This is a genomic window from Carboxydocella sp. JDF658, assembly GCF_002049395.1.
Classification (GTDB): Bacteria; Bacillota.
Map to the genome: position 1 here is coordinate 69,700 of NZ_BDLR01000005.1, position 17,908 is coordinate 87,607.

General features: G+C 52.7%; 20 protein-coding genes. 19 read left to right on the plus strand and 1 reads right to left on the minus strand.

Going from position 1 to position 17,908, the window contains the following annotated elements:
- Positions 1-32: 32 nt before the first annotated feature.
- The 17 genes from JDF658_RS01690 to JDF658_RS01770 all read left to right on the plus strand — a co-directional run bounded on the left by JDF658_RS01690 (position 33) and on the right by JDF658_RS01770 (position 14,648).
- Positions 33-224 (plus strand): spore coat protein, encoded by a 192-nt coding sequence (locus JDF658_RS01690; RefSeq protein ID WP_078664248.1) that lies wholly within the window; start codon positions 33-35, stop codon positions 222-224.
- A gap of 13 nt (positions 225-237) precedes the next feature.
- Entirely contained in the window at positions 238-783 is a 546-nt protein-coding gene (locus JDF658_RS01695) for a spore coat protein (protein ID WP_078664247.1), read from the plus strand.
- 179 nt (positions 784-962) lie between these two features.
- A complete protein-coding gene (locus tag JDF658_RS01700) occupies positions 963-1,688 on the plus strand; it encodes an epoxyqueuosine reductase (RefSeq protein WP_078664246.1) in 726 nt (241 codons plus the stop codon).
- A gap of 3 nt (positions 1,689-1,691) precedes the next feature.
- Complete coding sequence (locus tag JDF658_RS01705; protein ID WP_079906279.1) at positions 1,692-2,387, plus strand: response regulator transcription factor; 696 nt, start codon at positions 1,692-1,694, stop codon at positions 2,385-2,387.
- On the plus strand, positions 2,384-3,865 hold the full coding sequence (locus JDF658_RS01710; RefSeq protein ID WP_079906280.1) for a cell wall metabolism sensor histidine kinase WalK: 1,482 nt from the start codon (positions 2,384-2,386) through the stop codon (positions 3,863-3,865). Before JDF658_RS01705 ends, JDF658_RS01710 begins: the two co-directional genes overlap by 4 nt.
- A gap of 67 nt (positions 3,866-3,932) precedes the next feature.
- On the plus strand, positions 3,933-4,976 hold the full coding sequence (locus JDF658_RS01715; protein ID WP_159446526.1) for a CotS family spore coat protein: 1,044 nt from the start codon (positions 3,933-3,935) through the stop codon (positions 4,974-4,976).
- Positions 4,976-6,067, plus strand: a complete 1,092-nt coding sequence (locus JDF658_RS01720; RefSeq protein WP_079906282.1) for a CotS family spore coat protein — start codon at positions 4,976-4,978, stop codon at positions 6,065-6,067. The genes JDF658_RS01715 and JDF658_RS01720 overlap by 1 nt, the downstream gene beginning before the upstream one ends.
- The gene (locus JDF658_RS01725) at positions 6,045-6,641 is read left to right on the plus strand and encodes a metallophosphoesterase family protein (RefSeq protein WP_159071812.1); all 597 of its coding nucleotides are present in this window, start codon (positions 6,045-6,047) and stop codon (positions 6,639-6,641) included. The genes JDF658_RS01720 and JDF658_RS01725 overlap by 23 nt, the downstream gene beginning before the upstream one ends.
- A gap of 75 nt (positions 6,642-6,716) precedes the next feature.
- Positions 6,717-7,544 carry a polyamine aminopropyltransferase gene (gene speE, locus JDF658_RS01730; protein WP_079906283.1) on the plus strand — a complete coding sequence of 276 codons (828 nt, stop codon included), beginning with the start codon at positions 6,717-6,719 and terminating at the stop codon, positions 7,542-7,544.
- A gap of 9 nt (positions 7,545-7,553) precedes the next feature.
- Positions 7,554-8,417 (plus strand): agmatinase, encoded by an 864-nt coding sequence (speB, locus tag JDF658_RS01735; protein WP_079906284.1) that lies wholly within the window; start codon positions 7,554-7,556, stop codon positions 8,415-8,417.
- 185 nt (positions 8,418-8,602) lie between these two features.
- Entirely contained in the window at positions 8,603-8,785 is a 183-nt protein-coding gene (locus JDF658_RS01740) for a hypothetical protein (RefSeq protein WP_078664238.1), read from the plus strand.
- A 2-nt stretch (positions 8,786-8,787) separates the two neighbouring features.
- A complete protein-coding gene (locus JDF658_RS14740) occupies positions 8,788-9,066 on the plus strand; it encodes a hypothetical protein (protein ID WP_242946583.1) in 279 nt (92 codons plus the stop codon).
- 359 nt (positions 9,067-9,425) lie between these two features.
- Entirely contained in the window at positions 9,426-10,481 is a 1,056-nt protein-coding gene (arsB, locus tag JDF658_RS01750; protein ID WP_079906285.1) for an ACR3 family arsenite efflux transporter, read from the plus strand.
- Positions 10,482-10,494: 13 nt separating this feature from the next.
- Positions 10,495-10,809: a metalloregulator ArsR/SmtB family transcription factor gene (locus JDF658_RS01755; RefSeq protein WP_079906286.1), complete on the plus strand. Its 315-nt coding sequence runs from the start codon at positions 10,495-10,497 to the stop codon at positions 10,807-10,809.
- Positions 10,810-10,815: 6 nt separating this feature from the next.
- Positions 10,816-12,903 (plus strand): molybdopterin-dependent oxidoreductase, encoded by a 2,088-nt coding sequence (locus JDF658_RS01760; protein WP_079906287.1) that lies wholly within the window; start codon positions 10,816-10,818, stop codon positions 12,901-12,903.
- A gap of 200 nt (positions 12,904-13,103) precedes the next feature.
- Positions 13,104-14,081 (plus strand): sodium:calcium antiporter, encoded by a 978-nt coding sequence (locus JDF658_RS01765; RefSeq protein WP_079906288.1) that lies wholly within the window; start codon positions 13,104-13,106, stop codon positions 14,079-14,081.
- A 21-nt stretch (positions 14,082-14,102) separates the two neighbouring features.
- Positions 14,103-14,648, plus strand: a complete 546-nt coding sequence (locus tag JDF658_RS01770) for a carbonic anhydrase (protein WP_078664233.1) — start codon at positions 14,103-14,105, stop codon at positions 14,646-14,648.
- A gap of 32 nt (positions 14,649-14,680) precedes the next feature.
- Here the strand turns inward: JDF658_RS01770 and JDF658_RS01775 are convergent, their stop codons facing one another.
- Complete coding sequence (locus tag JDF658_RS01775; protein WP_078664232.1) at positions 14,681-14,833, minus strand: DUF1540 domain-containing protein; 153 nt, start codon at positions 14,831-14,833, stop codon at positions 14,681-14,683.
- Positions 14,834-14,926: 93 nt separating this feature from the next.
- Here JDF658_RS01775 and JDF658_RS01780 point away from each other — a divergent pair, with 93 nt between their 5' ends.
- Positions 14,927-16,294 (plus strand): MFS transporter, encoded by a 1,368-nt coding sequence (locus JDF658_RS01780; protein ID WP_078664231.1) that lies wholly within the window; start codon positions 14,927-14,929, stop codon positions 16,292-16,294.
- Positions 16,295-17,005: 711 nt separating this feature from the next.
- Positions 17,006-17,905 (plus strand): branched-chain-amino-acid transaminase, encoded by a 900-nt coding sequence (ilvE, locus tag JDF658_RS01785; protein ID WP_078664230.1) that lies wholly within the window; start codon positions 17,006-17,008, stop codon positions 17,903-17,905.
- Positions 17,906-17,908: the final 3 nt, after the last annotated feature.

Sequence of the window (17,908 nt, forward strand, 5' to 3'; positions counted from 1 at the left end):
ATAAAAGGAAAATTACTGGGGAGGTGAAGTATATGCCTGGCCAACTGTCTCAAAAAGAGCTGACACTGTTGCAGGACCAGATCAATAATGAGCGCTTGCTGGTTGCCAAGTTCAACAGCTATGCAGCTCAAACTACTGATCCCCAAATTCGGGCTATGTGTCAGCAAATAGCCCAGCGCCATCAACAGCACTACAATACCCTGATTCAATTCCTGGGACAATAAGGAGGTGAAAGCCATGTTCGGCCAAATGACAGATAAAGATCTTCTGCAGGACTTGCTGGTAACGGAAAAGTACATTACCTCTGCCTATGACAATTTTGCCAATGAATCTGCCAATCCCAGCCTGCGTCAGTCGGTACTTAACATACTCAATGATGAACACAATATTCAGTCCGATCTCTGGAATACCATGAATCAGCGGGGCTGGTATCAGGTTCAACCGGCTCAGCCCCAGCAAATTCAGAGTGCCATCAGTCAGGTTATGGGCGGTGGTGTCACCATCAGTCGAATTGGTCAGCAATTTGGCCAACAGCCCATGGGTCAACAGCAAATGGGCCAATTTGGCCAGCAAGCCATTGGTCAGCAACAGTTTGGCCAGCAGCAGATGGGTGGCTTTGGCGGGGGTGTAACCCTGACCCCATCTCTGGCTCAGGCCCAGAATGTGCTGCAATCCAATCTGAGCAATATGCGGCAACAGGTGATGAACGACTGGACCCAGACCAACCCCGATTACCAGATGCAAGCCGGTGGTTATGGCCAGCAGCAATTCGGCAGATACTAAGACCAATGGGAGGAGCGATTTTTCGCTCCTCTTTTTATGTTATAATAGTAGAAAATGAATAAAGCGACACAGGGGGGATTAAACTGGAACAGATCAGGCAGGCAGCGCTGGCTGCTGGTTTTCTGGATGCTGGTTTTACTTCATGGCAGGGCCAGACCGCCCTGGTAGTAGCAAGGGCCATGCCTGAGCAGGGATGGCAACGTCGACAGGAGGGAAGGTGCCAGGGCTATGTGGCTCGGGTGGCCTGGGGTCAGGATTATCACCGGGTTATGCGGGAAATGCTGGAACGAGTTTTACAGCGAATGGGGTTAACAGGACAAATCCAGGTAGACAGCGGGCCCTGGCCGGAAAAGGAACTGGCAGTAAAAGCCGGCCTGGGCTGGATTGGCCGCAATACCCTGTTTTACCACTGGCAAGCCGGCTCTTTTGTTAACCTGGGGGTAGCTTTATTGCCCTTCCCAGCAGATGGAGGGAAGAACGAAATAGAAAAAAAACCCGGCAGCCGTTGTGGACAGTGTCGGCGCTGTTTGGAAGCATGCCCTGGTGGCGCCTTGACTGAACAGGGGCTGGTGGTGAGCCGCTGCCTTTCAGCGGTCAGTCAGCGGCGAGGGGACATAACTGAAGCAGAGGCAAGGTTGCTGCCGCCCCGACTGTACGGTTGTGATGATTGCCAGAAAGTCTGTCCCTATAACCGGGAGCAGGTAAAGAAAATGGGGGACTGGGGCTGGATAGATGTGGATGAGGTCTTGAGTTTAAGTAACCGGCAATTCAAGGAGAGCTGGGGCAAAACAGCGGCGGGCTGGCGCGGGGCCGGGGTAATCCGGCGCAATGCCAGGCTGATTACAATTTCACAGAATGGACAAAAAAATATGGTATACTGGAATAAAAAAGATAATGGGGGATAAGTGATGGCGAGAGTACTGGTGGTAGATGATGAAGAGCGGATCAGAAGGATGTTGAGGTTGTTTTTGGAAAAAGAAGGACTGGAAGTTCTGGAGGGGGAAAACGGCCAGCAGGCAGTGGAGCTGGTGCGAAAGGAACGGGTGGACCTGGTGGTACTGGATCTGATGATGCCGGTCATGGACGGCTGGGAGGCCTGTCAGCAGATTCGCAGCCAATCCCAGGTTCCGATTATCATGTTGACGGCCCGGGGGGAAGAAGAGGAAAGGATTCATGGTTTTGAACTGGGAGCTGATGATTACGTAGTCAAACCCTTCAGCCCCAAGGAACTAGTGCTGCGCATAAAAGCCCTTTTGCGGCGCAGCCTGGGCTCAAGTCCAGTGGAGGGCGAAGAAAAAGGGCTGAGTTTTCCTGGCCTTACCATTTTGCCGGAGAGCCGGAAAATCCTGGTGGAACAGCAGGAAGTTGCCCTGACTCCCCTGGAGTATGATTTGCTCCATTTCCTGGCCCGGCATCAGGGGCGGGTATTTACCCGGGAGCAGCTGCTGGAAAAAGTCTGGGGCTATGATTATTTTGGCGATTTGCGTACCGTGGATACCCATGTCAAACGGGTACGGGAGAAACTGGGGAAAATCAGTACTGAAGTAGCCGGTTATGTGGTCACCGTTTGGGGTGTGGGCTATAAGTTTGAGGTGAAGAAATGACCTGGCTCAAGCAACTGAGAGAAAGTATCGTTGTCAAGCTCTGGCTTTCCATGGTATTGTTGTTTGTCGGAGTAATGATTATCCTGGGCCTGGTTTTGAGTTCCATGTTTGAACAGTTCTATTTTAACTGGCAGGCCCGTGACCTGATCAATCGCAGCCTGCAGGTGGGCAAGGTACTGGCTGAGGAAGGGGACTGGGCCAAAGCCTATACCTATGCGGAAATTCTCAGTGAAGAGGATGGGGCTACCATTGGGATTGCCAATTACCACGGGGTGGTAATGGGGTGTTCCAATCCGGCACATTTCGCCCGGGGAGCGCGTATCAGCCAGGAAGAGCTGGAAGCCCTATCTGCTGGGCGGATACTGGTTAAACAGGGCAACATACCCGGCCAGCGGCAGACCCTCCTGATGGTACTGGTACCGGTGGATTTACCGGAGAGGGTCATGCCCGGCATGGGGCCCTGGCGGGGCGGCCGAAATGCCAGTTTACAGCGGATTGGGGTATTTGCCTATGTGCCCGTAGCTCCCATCACTGAAACTATTTTGCAGGTACGATTATTGTTAAGTGCCACAGCCATGGGAGCAGTGGCCCTGATCACCGTTCTGGGGTTGCTGATGAGCCGCAAAATTACCACGCCTTTGCTGGCTATTACTGAGGCAGCCAGTGCCATGATTAGAGGGGATTTCAGCCGGAGGGTAGAGGTAAATTCCGGGGATGAAATCGGACGGCTGGGTCAGACTCTGAACAAGCTGGGGGAAGAACTGGAACGTTCCCGGCAGGCCCAGGAGGGGCTGGAAAAAATGCGCCGGGATTTTATTGCCAATGTGTCCCATGAACTGCGCACCCCGCTGTTTTTGATTCAGGGTTACACTGAGGCCTTGCAGGAAGGGCTAGCAGCAGATGAGGCAGCCCGGGAGGAATTACTGGCAGTGATTATGGACGAAACCAGACGGATGCAAGGTCTGGTCAATGAACTGCTGGATCTGGCCCGCTATCAGGCGGGACAGGCTCCTTTACGAATGGAGCCTATACAGGTAGAAGAATTGCTGGCCGGGGTGGCCCAGAAGTTTCGCCCCTGGGCCCAGGAACAGGGGATTAGTCTGGAAGTGGAGGCGCAGCCAGGGCCTTCGCTGACCGGAGATTATGATGCGCTGACCAGGGTGCTGATCAACCTGACGGATAATGCTCTGCGTCATACGCCGGCCGGGGGACAGGTGACCCTGCTGGCTGAGCCGGAAGCAGATGGCTGGAAAATCAAGGTCAGGGATAGTGGTTATGGCATTCCTGCAGCGGATATCCCCTATATTTTTGAGCGGTTCTACAAAGTGGACAAGGCCCGCACCCGGGGGCGGGGCGGAACAGGCCTGGGACTGGCTATTGCCCGTTCCATTGTGGAGGCCCATGGAGGTAGTATCAAGGTGGAGAGCGAAGAGGGCAAAGGTACCGAATTTCAGATCTTTTTACCCGCTAAGGTGTAGGCAAGGGCCTACACCTTTTTTCCTTTTCCGGCATATGATGCTGTATGACCGGGAGGGAGGCAGTATTATGGCTGTGGAAACGGGACGAGCGCTGCGGCTGGCCTGCCAGGCCTATGGGGTGGAACCGGTGCTGGTGACCAGGTTGCAGGAGGATGTGTACCGGGTGGATTATGCCAGCGGTGCCCTGGCTCTGAAAATTACCGACATGAAACCGGAGCGCATCCAGTTCCTCTGGTCCTTGCAGGACTGGCTGTTTCGCCAGGGGTTTGAGCGGCTGGCTCCGCCTCTCTACACCCTGGCCGGGCAGCCTTATGTTCAAATCGGCTCATTGACCTTTATCGCTACTGGCTGGGTGGAAGGCAAAAAATGCCGGTTCAGCAAGGAGAGCCATCTGACGGCAGCGGCCCGGGTGCTGGGTGAGTTTCACCAGAAAGCCAGCCAGCTCAAGCCCAGCGGAGATGGGGGCGGAAAAGCCATGTGGCAGCGCTGGCCCCGGGTTTGGGAGAAACGCTGGCAGGAACTGCAGGAATTTCGCGACCTGGTACGAAAACGCGATTTACTTACCCCCTTTGACCGCCTTTTCCTGAATTCTGTCAATGATTACCTGCGGCAGGGGGAGCAGGCCATTACCATGCTGCAGGGCAGTGCCTATCGCAGCCTGGCCAGCTGGTCGGCCCGGGAAAGGACTTTTATTCACCGGGATGTGGCCGCTCGCAACTTCCTGATCGATGCAGAGGGGAGAGGCTGGTTGATTGATTTTGATTATGCCCGTTATGACCTGCATATTGCCGATGTGGCCCGTTTGCTGGATCGAAGCATGCGACGGTATCACTGGAAATTTAACCAGGCCCGTCTGATTCTGGCCGCCTACAACCAGGCCCGCAGCCTGAACCGGGAGGAAATCGAGGTATTGCAGGCATTTCTGCTTTTTCCCCAGCGTTACTGGCGGCTGGTCAACCGTTACTACCGGGAAAAACGGGATTGGAGCCAGAATGATTTTCTGCTCCGAATGGAAGATCTCTTGCGCCAGCGGGGGGAAAAGCATTATTTCCTGGCAGAGTTTGGCCGTTACTTTGGTTTGCGCAGTTATCGCGGGGGAGGAGTGGCCTGATGCAGCTGGAAAAACTATTGAAAGAGGAGTGGGGTTTGACGGTCAAAAAACTGACTCCGGTACGGTCAGCCTGGCGGGTGGAGGCAGAGGAAGGGATTTTTGCCTGCAAGTTTAGTCGTAGCAATCCGGAACGATTGAAACTGCTGGTAGAGGCCCAGGAATATTTGCTGGCAGCTGGATTTAACCGTTTTGCCCGGCTGGTGCCTACTCGGACGGGGCAATGGCTGGTACAACCGCAAGAGAAGGCCTGTCTGCTGACTACCTGGGTCAATGGAGAGGAACCCAGCTATTACCGGCAACGAGATCTGCTGGCGGTGAGTCGCGTTTTGGGCCAGTTCCACCGGGTGGCCTGCCAGTTCCCTGCTGCCCGGGTAGGCCAGGGCAAGGATAAGCTGGGGCAGTGGCCCAGGAAACTGGAGAAAAAAAAGGAGGAACTGGTGCAATCCCTGGAACTGGCCCGGCAGGAGGGAAACCGGGATCTGTTTAGCATCATTCTGTTATCCCGGCAAAAATGGTTACTGGAAATGGCCCGGGAGGCGGTTGAGGCTGTACGGCACTCCCCTTACCAGCAGCTGGTGGAAAGTTATCAGCGGGAAGGTCTGGCCCCTCTCTGCCATGGGGATACAGCGATGCGCAATTTTCTCCTGCGCTTGAATGGAGGTCAAACTGAGGGCTGGTTGATTGATTTTGATTCCCTGGCGGTTGATTTGCCGGTGGTTGATCTCTGGCGTCTACTGCGCCGCAGTCTGCGCCGCAACTACTGGTCCCAGCCTCTGGCCTTTGCCATGTTGAGAAGTTATCACCGGGAAAGAAAAATGACCCGGGAGGAAGTGGAAGTGTTGACGGCCTTGTTGACTTTCCCGGAAAAGGAATGGCGGCTGGCCAAAGCCTACTATCGTCAGCTGGACCAGCTAAGTGCCAGGGATAAATGTCGGTGGGCCGGGAAATTGCTGGACCTGGTAGCGGGACATGAGGACAAGGAGGCTCTGCTCCAGCAGCTGCCCCAGGTCCCCCTGACGGAAGAATATATTCCCTGGCTAAATGGATTGGGTAAGGAGGGAGCAGACAGTGAAAATCGCCGTCCTGGCTGATACCCATGTGGGCGACCGGCGGGAAAAACTGAATGAACGTATACTGACTGCCATTCAGGGGGTGGATATGATTTTTCATGCCGGTGACATAGTACAACCGGAGACCCTGGAGGAACTGGCCCGCATCGCCCCGGTGGAAGCAGTAGCTGGCAACCATGATTGCCAGCGCTTTGGCCTGGACCTGCCACGGCGAAAAATCGTGGAAGTGGCGGGTTACCGTTTTGGGCTAATTCATGGGGATGAATTCTGGGGGGTACACATGAACAAGAGCCAGCAGCTGGAATATCTATACCAGCTGGCAGTGGAACCTTTTCTGGAAGAAGAACCTCTGGACATGATCGTTTTCGGCCATAGTCACCGGCCCATTCTGGATTCCTGCAAGGTGGTATTCCGTCCCTCCAGTCCCATGGGAAGAAAGGAAAAGCGGACAGTACTGCTCTTTTCTCCGGGCATGGGCCATCGCAACCGCTATTTGTCCACTATTGGCTTTCTTCATCTACAACCGGCAGAGTTGCGGGCCGAAATAATGGTCTTCGGGGTACCGAAAGAAAAAAAAGGTCCGGTAATTGAATAATTTTGCTTTATTTTTTAGCCTCCTTTGGTATAATATTCATGTCTTATATTTAACCAAGGAGGCGTCAGAGCAAAAATGGAATTATGGTACACCGAAAAACAGACGGAAAATGTTGGTATTACCTGTAAAATCACTCAGACCTTGCATACAGAAAAGACTGAGTTTCAGGATCTGGCGGTGATCGATACCCTGCAATTTGGCCGCATGCTGGTTTTGGATGGCATGGTCCAGACTACCATCAAGGATGAATTCGTTTACCATGAAATGATCTCCCATGTAGCCCTCAATACCCATCCAAACCCCGCTAATGTCATGGTCATCGGTGGCGGTGATGGTGGCGCTATCCGGGAAATCATCAAACACCCCAAAGTACAGAAAGCTACCCTGGTAGAAATCGATGGCAAGGTGATTGAGGCCTCCAAAAAATATCTGCCGGAAATCGCCTGTGCCCTGGATGACCCGAAAGTGGATGTGCGGGTGGAAGATGGTATCAAGCATATCGCTGAACATGAGAACCACTATGACATTATCCTGGTGGACTCTACTGAACCGGTAGGACCGGCTGTGGGTTTGTTTGCCGCTGATTTCTACCGTTCCATTTACCGGGCCCTGAAGGAAGATGGTATCATGGTGGCCCAGACTGAATCTCCTTTTTTTAATGCTGATCTGATCAGCCGGGTTTTCAAGGACATATCCGCTATTTTCCCTATCACCCGGCTTTATCTGGCTTCTATTCCCACTTACCCCAGTGGTCTCTGGTCCTTTACTATGGGCAGCAAAAAATATGATCCTCTCGCGGTTAAAGAAGAGGATATCGCTCAATATCCTACCAAATACTACAATGCGGCTGTGCACAAGGGAGCTTTTGCTCTGCCCAATTTTGTCGCCGAGCTGCTGAAGTAGGTGGCCAGGATGTTAAAACAGGTTGAACGCATCAGTGATTTCATGGGTTCCACCCGGGACTGGGCCGAGGCCAAATCGGTAATTATCGGCATTCCCATGGACTTTACCACTTCTTTTCGTCCTGGTACCCGGCTGGGGGCGGCAGCGGTAAGAGGGGTATCCTGGGGAATCGAGGAATACAGCCCTTACCAGGATCGGGACCTGGCTGACCTCAGCTATTATGATGCCGGGGATATGGCCCTGCCTTTTGGACAGGTGGAGGAAAGTCTTAAGATCATTGAACAGGTCACTGCTGAAGTGCTAACTGCTGGCAAGTTTCCTCTCTTCATCGGAGGCGAACATCTGGTCAGCTATCCCATTATCAAGGAATATGCCCGCCGTTATCCGGACCTGGCGGTTATCCATTTTGATGCCCATGCCGATTTGCGGGAAGATTATCTGGGCAATCCCCATTCCCACGCCACGGTGATGCGCAAAGTTGCAGAACTGATTGGGCCACAGAATGTCTACCAGTTCGGGATTCGCAGTGGTACCCGGGAGGAATTTGCCTATGGTCGGGCCAAAACCAATTTTTATCCTTTCCAGGTGTTAGAACCACTGCAGAAGGTGATACCGCAGCTGCAAAACCGGTCTATCTATGTGACCCTGGATATCGATGTGGTTGATCCTGCTTTTGCGCCGGGAACCGGCACGGCTGAACCGGGGGGCATATCGGCAGCGGAAATGCTGGCTGCCATTATCGCCCTCAAGGAATTGCAGGTAGTAGGATTTGACCTGGTGGAAATCGCGCCCCAGTATGACCAGAGTGAACGCACCGCCCTGCTGGGGGCCAAAATCGTCAGGGAAGCGCTGCTGGCTTTTACGGAAAAATAGTTGCCATTAATTACAATTTATGATAATATATATGTGTGATTTATCACATGACTTTTCACCCCACCTTTTATACGCCCGCATTATGCGGGTGTTTTTTTGTGTAAGTTTGTAAATTTTTTTGACTTCTATAAGGATAAAGCATATAATAATAGCAAAGGATGTGTTCAGTATAGAAGGTGGATGTTATGGCAACTGTATCTTTTGATAAGAATATTATTATCAGAGAACCAGAAGCAATTGAAAAACTGATTGATGTACTTTTGTCTGAAGATGTGAAACCTGTCAATAAGAAGCTGGCTTCTGCTGAGGAGATAGCAAGGGGTGAAGAAATATTAAGACGTTGCTTATCCCTCTCGAAAAATTCTTAGGGATGGCTTCCGAAAAGAAAGTATCGGAAGTCATCTCTATTTTTAAATGCGCAAAAGATCGTGATATTGAAAATTTTATTAAAGAGAAAGCAATTATTTATGAGAAAAAAGCAAAAAGCCGAACATACCTTGTTTTTGATGAGGAGGCATTATTAGAAGGAGAATTTAAGCTCCTGGGATATTTTGCCCTGGCATTACAGTCGCTCAAAATACCTGAAGGCACCAGCGTATCCCAGATTCGCAGACTCGATGGGCTTTATTCAAGAAAGGAGACGGATTAATTACTGAAATACCAATTGGTCAACTGGGAAAAAATGATCTATATAAAGATGATATAAACGGAGATAAGTTAATGAAATATGCCCTCGCGGTTATCTCAAGAGCACAGGAAATAGTAGGTGGGCGGATTGTTTTTTTAGAATGCCAGGACAAGCCCAAGCTAATTGATTTTTATTCACGAAATGGATTCAAGATTTTTCGGAAGGATCCACTGGATAATTTAGTTCAAATGATTCGTTTAATTAACTAAGCAACAAGAGGACCGCTGATAGGTCCTCTTGTTTTTTTCCCACCCCTGACATATAATATAATTAACATATCAACATATATAAATATATAAATAAAGGAGGCCTTATTAAACATGAGTGCCAAATCGGGTTTATCGCTCCTCGATCGTTTCCTCACTCTCTGGATTTTCCTGGCCATGGCGCTGGGAGTAGGGCTGGGCTGGACCTTTCCCGGACTGGCGCAGTGGTTGGATAGTCTCTCGGTCGGTACCACTTCCATCCCTATCGCTATCGGTTTGATTGTGATGATGTATCCGCCCCTGGCTAAAGTAAATTACCGGGAGCTGGGTAAAGTGTTCCGGGATGGTAAGGCCTTATCCCTTTCCTTGCTGCAGAACTGGGTGATTGGCCCGGTGCTTATGTTCATCCTGGCAGTAGCCTTTTTGCGGGATTATCCTTCATTTATGGTAGGCTTGATTCTCATCGGCCTGGCTCGCTGTATCGCCATGGTGATTGTCTGGAACAGCCTGGCCAAAGGGGATACGGAATATGCGGCAGCTCTGGTGGCCTTTAATTCCATCTTCCAGGTCCTGTTCTATTCTGTTTATGCCTATATTTTTATTACCGTCTTGCCCACCTGGATTGGGCTTAAAGGCTATGAAGTGCATATTTCCATGGCTGAGGTAGCCAAATCGGTAGCCATTTATCTGGGGATTCCCTTTGCGGCCGGGTTTTTAACCAGAACCCTGCTGGAACCGGCTAAAGGTAGCGAATGGTATATGAAAAAGTTTGTGCCTAAAATCAGTCCCCTGGCGTTAATTGCTTTGCTCTTTACAATTGTGGTAATGTTTACTTACAAGGGGAAATATATAATTGAACTGCCTCTGGATGTGTTACGCATTGCAGTTCCCCTCTTGATTTACTTTGTGGTTATGTTTGCGGTTTCCTTCTTCCTCAGCCGCCAGGCGGGAGTTGATTATGGCAAGACAGTGAGTCTGTCCTTTACCGCAGCCAGCAACAACTTCGAGCTGGCGATCGCGGTGGCGGTAGCTGTCTTCGGGATTGAGTCCAAAGAGGCCTTTACAGCGGTTATCGGTCCCCTGATTGAGGTGCCGGTGATGATCGCTCTAGTTAATGTAGCTCTGGCCTGGGGTAGAAAGTATTATGGCTTAAAGGATAGCAGCATCTGACAGGAGGCTAACCATGAAAGAACTGGCGGAAAAACTGCGGGCCCTGGCGGATGAGAATCGGCTGCAGATTATCCGGCTGCTGGCCCGGGGAGAGCTGTGTGTCTGTGAAATCATGGAATATCTGGAGATGAGTCAGCCAACAGCCTCCCATCATCTGAAAATCCTGAAACAGGCCGGACTGGTGACGGATCGCAAAGAGGGGCGCTGGAGTTATTACCGTTTGCAGTCTGAGGCTGTGCAGGCACTGACGGCAGAAATCCAGGGCCTGCTTGTCACCGGGGAACCACTACCTCCCCGGCCTGCCAGCCGGTGTCAGCCAAAGGAGTAAAAGAACATGAAAGCGGTCAAAGATGATGAACTAATCTGGATCCCTACCTGTTGCAATGGCTGTGGCGGCCAGACCGGTATTCTGGCCGGCATCAGGGATGGGGAGGTAGTCAAAATCAAGCCCAATTCCGAAAACCCAATCGGAGTGGCCCTGACCTGGGAGGAGTTTCAGGAGCAAAAACAGCGCGGTGGGCGGGTCTGCTTGAAAGGAGTGCATGCTCCCCGGCAGTGGGCGGATCCGGAACGCCTTACCCGGCCCCTTCTGCGCAAAGGGCCACGGGGCAGCGGGCAGTGGCAGACCATCAGCTGGGAAGAGGCCCTCGCACTACTGGCGGAACGGCTGGAGCAGTTGCGGCGGGAACATGGGCCGGAAAGTCTGCTCTGGTTTTGTGAAGATCATTCCTTTATTCACATTCAGGAGGAGTTTTGCCGGGCCTATGGCACTCCCAATTTCCTCAACCACACCAATATCTGCGATGCCGGTCGGCGGGCCGGATTTCTGCGGGTTCTGGGCATAGAGCGTCCGCTGGCCCATTTGTCTCAGGCCCGGGTCATTCTGCTGCTGGGCTGGAACCCCCTGGAGGCAGTAAAATGGATGTACTTGCCGGCAGCTCTGGAGCAGGCTCTGGACCAGGGGGCCCGGCTGTTTGTGGCTGACCCGGTCAGGAGCAAAACCGCCTGCCGCGGTCACTGGCTGCCAGTGCGACCGGGAACCGATGGGGCCCTGGTGCTGGCTCTTTGCCATATCCTCTGGCGGGATGGCAAATATCAGCGGGATTTTGTCCAGCAATACACCAGTGGCTGGGATGAATTCGCCGTCTATCTGCAGGACAAAACCCCGGCCTGGGCTGCCGAACTGACTGGCCTGGAGGAAAGGAAAATTGAGGAACTGGCTGCTCTGCTGGCCGAATATGCACCCAGGGTAGTGGTGGATGCCTGGTGTGGTGTCAGCCATTACAGTAACGGTATGGAAACTACCCGGGCGGTGGCCTGTCTCAATGCCCTGCTGGGAACCATTGATCGCCCCGGTGGATTGCTCTGGCCGGAAAGGTTTAAACTGACGGGGCGTCCTCCGCAACCGAACTGGCCGCAGATTGCCAGTCCTGCTGTCGATGGGCGAGGAGCAGCCTATCCCTTTGCCCACAAGTCCGGCAGTTATGTGGCAGCCCGGGAAGCCATTCTCAGCGGACAGCCCTATCAGCCGCGGGCGGCAGTGGTGGTTTTTCAGAATCTGATGCTATCCCTGCCCAATGTGGAGAAAAGCGAAGCAGCCCTGCGTCGCCTGGATTTTCTGGCTGTTTGCGATGTCTATCTGTCTGAAACGGCCCTGCTGGCTGATCTGGTCCTGCCAGGTACTCATTTTTATGAACGTTATGACCTGACAGTAAACTGGACGGCTTTTCCTTCCCTCAGTTTGCGCCAGCCGGTGGTGGAGCCGCGGTCCGGCATCTGGCCGGAATATGAATGGATTCTGGAACTGGCCCGGAAATTGAGCTTATCCGGATTTGACCTTTCTTACCAGCAGTACCTGGACTGGCAGGTGAAACAGGCCTGTGGACTTTCCTTGTCGGAACTGGCCAGCCTGCCGGGAGCGGTATTCAACCGGGGACCGACCCGTTATGAGAAATGGCGGGAACGGCCCTTTCCTACTGAAAGCGGCCGCATCCAGCTGGGCTGTGACTGGCAGCCGCCAGGGACTTTGCCCAATCAGGATTATCCCTTTTATATGGTTAACTGGAAAGTGTATCAGCATACCCATACCCGCAGCCAGAACAATCCGGTTCTGTTACAAGCCTATGGGGAAAACCCCCTCTGGATTCATCCCGAGACAGCGGCAGCTCTGGGTATTGGCCCGGAGGACCGGGTACGGGTAGAATCAGAGTATGGCTGGATTGAGAGCGGGGTTTTCCTTACAGAAGGTATCCATCCCCGGGTGGTAGGCCTGGCCCATGGTTTTGGCCACTGGGCCCTGGGCAGTCGGGCTAAAGGGCGGGGGGCAGCCGTAAATCGTTTGTTGGCCGGTACGGCAGAAGCAGGCAGCGGTCAGGCTATTCTCAAGGAATGCCGGGTTAGGCTAAGAAAGGTTGACAAATGAACCTTCCCTTGCTAAACTATACTTAGCATATACACAGGGGGAGTAGCTGTCGGGCAAATTGCCCGGTGAACAGAGTCGTCATTCCGGCCGTTTAGGCCCGGCTCTGTTGGCTGATGGAGCCAAGCAAGACCCTGTCTTTCCTGAGAAGGAAAGGCAGGGTCTATTTTTGTTAATAATAAAGTTGATAGGAGGGGATAGTTATGTTGTGGCAGTTATTGGGAGGACTGATTATTATCTTAATTGGGGCTGAACTTTTCACCAATGGGATTGAGTGGCTGGGCAAAAAGCTTAATCTGTCCCAGAGTGCAGTGGGAAGTGTGCTGGCGGCTGTCGGCACAGCCTTACCGGAAAGCATGATTCCGGTGGTAGCCATTTTATTTGGTGTGGGAGAAGCCGGGCATCATATTGGGGTAGGGGCGATTCTGGGTGCCCCCTTTATGCTGGTCACCCTGGGGCTGGCCCTGGTGGGAACCGGGGCTCTGGTTTACCGGAAGCGACGGGAAACAGGCACTGAGGTGGCAGTCAACAAAGGACAGCTCAACCGGGATCTGGGCTTCTTCCTGGTCTTCTACGGTCTGGCGGTAGTTGCAGCTTTCCTGCCCGGTTGGGCCAAATATGGTATCGCTCTGGTGCTGGCCGGGGGCTATTTCTGGTATGTCTGGCGTACCCTGCAGGCTGACTGTGAAGCCATCGGCCACTGTCCCCCTCTCTATCTGGCTCGCAAAAACCCGGAACCGGGCAAGCCGCTGGTGATTTTGCAGGTAGTGCTGGCATTAGGGGTGATTATCCTGGGGGCCAAACTGTTCGTAAGTGGAGTAGAGGAAATAGCGGTCTGGCTGGGCCTCAGTCCTATGCTGGTCGCCCTGATTCTCGCCCCGGTGGCCACCGAGTTGCCGGAAAAACTGAACAGCATTATCTGGATGCGGCAGAATAAGGATGTAATGGCCACTGGCAACATGACAGGAGCGATGGTCTTTCAGAGCAGCCTGTTGCCGGCCTTTGGTATGGTTTTCACCGACTGGCAGCTGGGGCAACAGGGGCTGACCAGTATCGGCCTGGCCCTGGTGGCTGCTCTAGTCCTCTGGCTGGTGAACCGGCGGCGCCAGGGCCGCATTCCAGGCCAGCTGCTCCTTTTGTTTGCGATTTTTTATTTGCTTTTTGTACTGACCATTATATAATGACAGCAGGGGGTGGTGTTCATGTTGTTAAGGGAAATCCTGGAAGCTAACCGGGAATTTGTCCAGCGCTGGGAACAGGAGCGGGAAGCCCGGCAGGCGGGCAAGTTGCCGGCCAAAAAACTGGCCATTTTCTCCTGTATGGATACCCGGCTAGTGGAAATGCTGGAGCCGGCCCTGGGTTTAAAACGGGGGGAAGCCAAGGTTATCAAAAATGCCGGTACTATTTTAACCGAAGATGTGGTACGCAGCCTGGCCGTGGCTATCTATTTGCTGGGGGTAGAAGAGGTGGTGGTAATCGCCCACCTCGATTGCGGAATGGCCAAACCGGATGCGGACAGGATGCGGCAGGCCATGCTGGCCCGGGGTGTGAAGCCGGAAGACCTGGAGGGTGTGGACCTGGCTGCCTGGCTTCAGGGCTTCGGGGAAGATTACCACGGCCATGTGCGAGAAGTGGTGGCAGGATTGCGCAATCACCCGCTTTTGCCTAAAGATATTCCTTATCATGGCCTTTTATTCTGTCCCGATACCGGGCATCTGGAACTGGTAGTGGATGGGTATAAAGAGTAAAAGCAGAGACCGTCTGGCCTCTGCTTTTGCCTTTACCGGTTGGCAGGCTTGAAGGTATTGCACATGGTGCCATCAGAAGAAGAGACCCGCTTATCACCGGTGGACATTACTTCGATGGTATTGGCAGTGCACATAGCATTATCATAATAGGTGCATTCTTCTACTTTGCATTTAATAGTGGCCATTTTTCTACACCTCCCCTTATAGATTTACAGGCATATTGTTTCATTTGTTTTCTGCTTTTATTCAGGATATAATTGTGTGGGGAGGGGATAATTGTGAGCAAAAAATGGTTAGTGCTGGCCAATGTAGCTCTTGGTACTTTTATGGCCACTCTCGACGGCAGCATTGTCAATGTTGCTTTACCCACCATAGCCCGGGATTTAGGTGTAACCATCGGGGAAATTCAGTGGGCAGTTACATCCTATTTATTAACTATTTCCGGTCTTTTGCTGGTATTTGGCCGGGCAGCGGATCTGTGGGGACGGCGGCGCGTCTATGCCAGCGGCTTTCTGGTTTTCTCCCTGGGTTCTTTTTTTTGTGGCCAGGCCAGTTCCCTGCTGGTCCTGATCCTGGCCCGCATCCTGCAGGCAGTGGGAGCAGCTATGTTAATGGCCAATAGCATGGGGCTGGTGACAGCAGCTTTCCCGCCCCAGGAACGGGGGCGGGCCCTGGGTCTAATCGGTACCGTGGTTTCGGCAGGCAGCATGACCGGGCCTTCCCTGGGCGGAGTAATGGTGGCTCAGTGGGGCTGGCCCAGTATCTTTTATATCAATATACCCATTGGACTTTTAGCTTTCATCTGGTCGATCTTCAACTTACCCCGGGAAGAAGAACTGAGCCGGGGGGAAACCTTTGACCGCCTGGGAGCAGTGCTGCTGGTTACCGGTTTAACTGCCTTTCTCTGGGCTCTGTCGGAAGGTTACAAACTGGGTTGGACTGATCCTCGCTTGCTGGCTGTTGGTAGCGCGGGGCTGGCACTCCTGATCTTTTTGTTTTACCGCATGCGCCGCATGGACAGTCCTTTAATCGACTTAACCCTGTTCCAGCGCCGCCCCTTTTTCTATGGCGGTATCACCGGTTTAATTTCTTTCATCTCCCTGTTCTCCACCAATTTGATTATGACCTTTTATGTCCAGCAGGTACTGGGTTATTCCCCGGCTCAGGCCGGAATCGCTCTTTCCGCTTTTCCGGTGGTAATGGCAGTTGTGGCCCCGGTGGCAGGCAGTTTGTCCGACAAATTCGGCTATCAGTGGTTGACCAATACCGGTCTGGCGGTCAATACCATCGGATTGCTGGCTTTGACTACTCTGAATAAAAACTCCTCTCTGCTGGCGGTTTTCCTGCACCTGGCCGTACTGGGCCTGGGTATGGGCCTGTTCCAGAGCCCCAATAACAGCAGTATGATGGAAGTTGTTCCCAAACCAAAACTGGGGATTGCCGGCAGCATCAATGCCCTGATGCGCAATGTGGGGATGGCTACCGGGATCGCCTATTCCATGTCTGTCTTTGGTACCGTCTACAAGCTCAGCCACGATTTTTTGCAGGCTATGGACTGGGTGTTTTATACAGGGGCCCTGATCAGTATACTGGGTCTGGTCATCAATATGCAGGGCCGAAAAGCGGTACAGGAGGGGGCCAGATAAGTTTTAGCTGTTCACCCTGGTAAAGCGACCGTTCAGAGGCCGGACAAGCCCGTTGGGGTGGTGAGTTAACATTAATTTAACATTAAAATTTTCGCTAAAAGTATTGACACATTCAGACATCATTAGTACAATAACTAACAAATATAGCTGTTATACATTATACAAGCGACGACGGGGAAGGCTGTCGGGAGAACGGACGCAAGAGAGCCGGGAGGGTGGAAACCGGTGTCACGGGCCCGGACGGGGATCACCCCTGAGCTGTCGGTCGAACCCTTGCTCAGGCAGTAGGCCGTACCGGGTTAGCCGCCGTTATCCGGCTACAGAGGGGTTCCGGTTTGCTTGACCGGAACAACCAGGGTGGTACCGCGGAAGGCATCTTCAGCCTCTCGTCCCTGTCGGGACAGAGAGGCTTTTTTACAAGTAAATAGGCATTACCGAGGGAAGTGTACCTAGGGTTCCGCCGCAAGTTCTTTGCGGGACTGTGACCAAGCGGTACAGGCGGCTTTGGCCGTTACACCGTGGGGATAAAAGACCCAAGCGGATAGGTTCCACTCGATCTTGGATCAAGATTGAACTGGTGGGGTCTGTCCGCTTGGGTTTTATTTATACACAAATTCAAAATTTGTCTCCCCTGGATAGACATGGGGGTGATGGGAGCGGTGGGGAGACAGGAGGTTTGAGCTGTAGAATTTTTGAGGGGAGGAATTTGTTGTGGGTCTGATCATTTATCTGGATGGCAAGTTCGTACCGGAGGAAGAAGCTAAAGTTTCCGTTTTCGACCATGGTTATCTCTATGGAGACGGGGTTTTTGAAGGCATTCGCGCCTATCACGGCCGGGTATTCAAGTTGAAGGAGCACATCGACCGGCTCTATGAATCGGCCAAAACCATCATGCTGGACATTCCGCTCAGCAAAGAGGAAATGACGGAAGTGGTGGTGGAAACCTGCCGCCGCAACAATATCCGCGATGGCTATATCCGCCTGGTGGTTTCCCGGGGCAAGGGGGACCTGGGTCTGGATCCGCGCAAGTGCCCGCGGCCGACAGTGATGTGTATTGCTGCTACTATTACTCTTTATCCCCAGGAATTTTATGAAAAGGGGCTGGAGGTTAAAACCGTTCCCACTCCCCGCAATCTGTCTGAAGCCTGTAATCCGCGGGTGAAGTCCCTGAACTACCTGAACAATATCTATGCCAAAATCGAGGCTAACCTGGCCGGGGTGCTGGAAGCCCTGATGCTGAATGCCCAGGGTTATGTCTGTGAGGCCACCGGGGATAATGTGTTCATTGTCAAGGATGGGGAACTGATTACTCCTCCCATTTATCTGGGGATTCTGAAGGGGATAACCCGGGATGTCGTTATGCAGCTGGCCCGCCAGCGGGGTATTACCGTCAAGGAAGAAGTTTTTACCCGGCATGATGTTTTCAATGCCGATGAGGTATTCCTTACCGGTACCGCTGCAGAGCTGATTCCGGTAATCAAAGTGGATGGCCGGGTAATCGGCGATGGCAAGCCCGGGCCCATGTTCCAGCAGCTGCTGCAGGACTTCCGGGCCCTGACAGAAGTGGATGGACCGGAAATCTTCGTACCTGCTACGGAAAAAGTCGGCTAAGTG